This window comes from Bacteroides caecigallinarum (assembly GCF_021530995.1).
Taxonomy (GTDB): domain Bacteria; phylum Bacteroidota; class Bacteroidia; order Bacteroidales; family Bacteroidaceae; genus Phocaeicola; species Phocaeicola faecigallinarum.
In genome coordinates, this window is record NZ_JADYTF010000292.1 from 1 (window position 1) to 481 (window position 481).

1 protein-coding gene and 1 tRNA gene are annotated in these 481 nt (G+C 42.4%); both read right to left on the reverse strand.

What is annotated here, in order from left to right:
• The coding region (locus I6E24_RS16680) for an Arm DNA-binding domain-containing protein (RefSeq protein ID WP_235329835.1) at window positions 1-155 on the reverse strand (155 nt) is incomplete at its 3' end.
• 243 nt (window positions 156-398) lie between these two features.
• Window positions 399-471 (reverse strand) — tRNA-Phe (locus I6E24_RS16685).
• Window positions 472-481: the final 10 nt, after the last annotated feature.

Below are 481 nucleotides of genomic sequence, written 5' to 3' on the forward strand. Positions count from 1 at the left end.
GCCTGACTCCAGAGAGACGGGTCAATGCTTTTGCGGATGTTGTTTTCAACTCGCGTACCATCTACAGTGATACGCATACAAACGGATGCTTCTCCGTTTTTCAGCAGCTTGGTCTTCTTCAAGAAGAAAAGCACATTGAATGAACTTCTTTTCATTTTCCTACAGTTTTTAGTTTGGACAAAAGTAGGAAACCGACCACGTTTTCTTGATACGCAAAACATTGCAAATCAGTGAGAAAGACTCTAATTCGGTGGAGATTTTTGCTCCACCTTTTATCTCCACCTTTTGCTCCACCTCACACGGTAATATTTTGCCGTTTTTTGCGTGTCGAGAGAAAACAAAAAATCCTGATTCCACTTGGAAATCAGGATTTTACTGTCTTTTGCTTTTCTTCAAAGTGGTGCCACCAGGAATCGAACCGGGGACACAAGGATTTTCAGTCCTTTGCTCTACCAACTGAGCTATGGCACCGTTGTTTCTC